A 3,637-nucleotide genomic window follows, 5' to 3' on the forward strand; every position below is an offset into this window, starting at 1 on the left:
TTGGGGTTTACTTGTTGCACATCCGTTTGTGCATTCTGTGTGTTTTCGGGGGGGGGGGGGGGGGGGGGGGGGGCGGCCCCCCCCCCCCGGCCCTGAAGGACCCCTCACTCGGGTGCGCCGACCGGCGCACCGTCAGACGAGGCTCAGAAGCACTCGTTGCCCGGGCCGTCGCCGCTCTTGAGCTTGAGGCTCAGACCGTTGAGGACGAAGGTGCCGGCCGACGTGGCGCGTGCGACCTGCTCGACGCCGGTGAGGTCGGCCTCCCTGGCGGCCTGGGCGAAGCCGACGGCGCCGGTCGGAAGCTTCTTGCCGGCTTCCTTGAGGGCCGGGTGGCCCTTCCAGCCCTGGGTCGCCGAACCGGTGAGGGTCGAGGCGTCCTGACCGATGTTGATGTCGGTGAACTTCGCGTCGGCCTTCAGCTGCTCCAGGTCGATCAGCAGGTTGTGCGCGGTGACCGGCTTGTCCTTGTCGGTGCCGGCGTTCAGCTGGAGGGTGATCTTGCCGAGGCCGAGCGCCGAGAGGTCGGTCACCACCGACTGGCAGAGGTTCTCGATGATGGCGTCGTCGAAGGCCGAGACGGCGACCGGGTGCGGCGTGCCGTTGGCCTCGATGTCGACCGTGCCGAACTGGGCGAAGTTGGTGCCCTTGAGGTGCGAGGTCTTCACCTTGAACTGCTGGCCCGAGATGCTGAACGACGCCGCGAGCGCGCTGTTGGCGATCGAGACGCCGACCATCGCGGTGGCCGCGACGCTCGGCACCATCACCAGGGCGAAGCGCTTCCAGCGGGTCTTGCCGTGGGTCTGGGACATGCGTGTCCTCCTATCGGACGTACATCTCCGGCTCCCCGGCGGTGCGTCCCGCACCGGTGGGGGGCCTGGGATGGGAGAGAGCTACGTCCTCGGTAGCGGAGAGCGCCGTGACAACACGGGCGATCCCCCCGAGCGACAACCAGTGACCGCGCGGGCAGCGCGGCCTGACGAAGGACAGGAACCGCCGTGGGACCGCGGATACCCCCCTGCCTTCATGCCGGCGGCCGGGGCCGACGGCTGCCCGGTGGGGATCCCCCGCTCCGTCGTCCCCGGCCGGCTGCCGGGAGTTGGAGTGTGGGGACCGGGCGTGCCGATGCTGCTCGAATCCCGGGCTGAGCACAAGAGGTTCATTACTGACGGGTAATCCAACATCGGACGGCGATGATCATGGAATGAGCCACATGAACACGCAGAGTCACGAATTGAAGGAATGGTGACGGCGAAATCCCCCGGAAACATCAGCGAAACACCCGTGGACGGTCACATGTCGTGACCGTCCACGGGTGTTGTCAAGATTTGGTAAACCTCTGGCGCGGCGACCGGATTGTCGCCAAATCACCAGCGGCACCGCAGGTCGTCCACCGTGCCGGAACAGCGGCCTCCGGCCCGCCCGGCGGGCCCGGAACGACAGGGCCTCAGAAGAGCACGCGCGCCAGTGCCTGGCGGGCCGCCGTGACCCTCGGGTCCTCGGTGCCGATGACCTCGAACAGCTCCAACAGCCGGACCCGGACGGCGTTCCGCTCCTCGCCGAAGGTCCTGCCCACCGTGTTGACCAGGCGGCCGAACGCGTCCTCGACGTGCCCGCCCACCAGGTCCAGGTCGGCCGCCTGCAGCTGCACCTCGACGTTCTTCGGGTCCGCGGCGGCCGCGGCCCGGACCGCCTGCAGGTCCAGACCCTCCACCCGGCGGAGCAGCTCCGCCTGGGCCAGGCCGAGCTTCGCCTCGGTGTTGCCCGGCTGCTCGGCCAGCACGTTCTCGTACGCCTGGACGGCGCCGCCCAGGTCGCCCCGGTCCAGCGCGTCGTGCGCCGCCGCCAGGGCCGGGTCCTCGGGCCTGCCCGGCGCCTCGGCGGACTCGGCGCCGCCCGGCAGACCGGCACCGCCGACGATGCCGAAGCGCTGCTCGGCGACCAGGATCAGCTGGTCCAGCACCTTGCGGACGTTGGCCTCGTTCTCGGCGCCCTGGAAGAGGGGCACCAGCTGGCCGGCCACCACGGCCATCACGGCCGGGATGCCCTGGATGCCGAACTGCTGGGCGATCAGCTGGTTGCTGTCGACGTCGATCTTGGCGAGCACGATCCGGCCGGCGTACTCCTCGGCCAGACGCTCCAGGATCGGACTGAGCTGCTTGCAGGGCCCGCACCACTCGGCCCAGAAGTCGATGACGACCGGCACCTCGGTGGAGCGCTGGACGACCTCGGTCTCGAAGGTGTCCTCGGTGACATCGATGACGAGCGGGTAGTCGACCCCGACCGGGGCGACTCCGTCCTCCTCGGCGGCGGCCGCCTGGCGGGCCCGCTCGGCCCGGGCCTGCTCGGCCTTCTGGGCAGCTTCGCCGGCTGCCTTCACTGCGGCGAGATCGACCGCACCGCGCAGGGCGGAGCTGTTGGGACGCGAATTCCGTGGCTGCATGGCACCATCCTCCCCCGTCCGCCCTGCCTGCGGGCACCACCTTCCGGAAAACCGACCCGCGCGGGCTGCGCGGCCTCGATTCCCCCGGTGGAGAACCCGACCCCCGATAACCTGAACCGTTCGGTGCGGATCCCCATCCGCACCCGTGCCGCTCCCGTCCCACGGGGTGGCGGCGCCTGGTCGTCGTCAGCTTTCGCTACGAGTCGTAGCGTAACTGGATCGAGGGCACCCGCCGCAACCCCCGCCGGCACTCCCGCAACGTGAGCTGCCCCACTTTCCGGCTCGGCCCGGCTGACCTGGACACGGTGAAGTCGCTACCGTTACCAGCCCCACCCATGTTACTTACCGGTAAACTGCAAGGAGGCCCGGTGCCGGCCCCCCAGCCCCCCGTGACCCCGGCGCACCCGGCCCGCCCGGACGAACCTCCGGAAACCCCGGAGAACCCCGACGGCGCGACCGTCCGCGCCAAGGGTCGTCCACGCAGCGCGGCCGCCGACCGCGCCATCCTGGACGCCACCCGCGAGACCCTCGCCGACCTCGGCTGGGGCGGTCTCACCATGGGCCACGTCGCCACCCGCGCGGGCGTCGCCAAGACCACCCTGTACCGGCGCTGGCCGTCCAAGAACGAGCTGGTGGTGGACGCCGTCGCCAGCCTCTTCGACGAGCTGGTGATGCCCGACCTGGGCAGCCTGCGGGCCGACATCGAGGGCGTGGTCGCCCAGTTCGCCGACCTGCTGGCCCGACCGGAGACCCAGGCGGCCCTGCTCGCCCTGTTCGCCGAGGGCACCCGCGACCGGCAGCTGCGCCGGCGGATCCGCGAGGCGATCGTCGACCCCCAGAAGAGACTGGTCCGGCAGGGCAGGGCCGCCGCCCAGGCGCGCGGCGAGCTGGCCCCGGACTGCGACGAGAAGACCGCCGGGGAGGAGATCGACATCATCTTCGACACCATCGCCGGGACGGTCGAGCACCGGGTGCTGGTCAGCGGCGAGCCGATCACCGGCGAGTGGACCCGGCGGTTCACCAACCTGCTGCTCGGGCCGTTCCCCAGCCTGCTGGCACCCTGACGGCGCCGCCGGAGCCGTCCGGCGGCGCCCCGACGGCCCCGTGGCCCCCCCCCCACCGGAGGGGGGGCGGGGGGGCGGCCCCCCCGGGGCGGGCGGGGGCGAAACCCAGTGGGATTATAAAAACTACCACCCC

General features: G+C 71.2%; 3 protein-coding genes. 1 reads left to right on the forward strand and 2 read right to left on the reverse strand.

Features of this window, described 5'->3' with window-relative positions; genetic code table 11:
* Positions 1-143: 143 nt before the first annotated feature.
* On the reverse strand, positions 144-809 hold the full coding sequence (locus tag ACFWIC_RS21050; protein WP_329882985.1) for a DUF6230 family protein: 666 nt from the start codon (positions 807-809) through the stop codon (positions 144-146).
* A gap of 635 nt (positions 810-1,444) precedes the next feature.
* A complete protein-coding gene (locus ACFWIC_RS21055) occupies positions 1,445-2,440 on the reverse strand; it encodes a tetratricopeptide repeat protein (RefSeq protein ID WP_329952209.1) in 996 nt (331 codons plus the stop codon).
* A gap of 503 nt (positions 2,441-2,943) precedes the next feature.
* On the opposite strand from ACFWIC_RS21055, the gene ACFWIC_RS21060 reads away from it, so the two are divergent.
* Entirely contained in the window at positions 2,944-3,504 is a 561-nt protein-coding gene (locus tag ACFWIC_RS21060; protein ID WP_329883200.1) for a TetR/AcrR family transcriptional regulator, read from the forward strand.
* Positions 3,505-3,637 lie beyond the last annotated feature (133 nt).

The sequence above is a fragment of the Kitasatospora sp. NPDC127035 genome (assembly GCF_042726075.1).
GTDB lineage: Bacteria > Actinomycetota > Actinomycetes > Streptomycetales > Streptomycetaceae > Kitasatospora.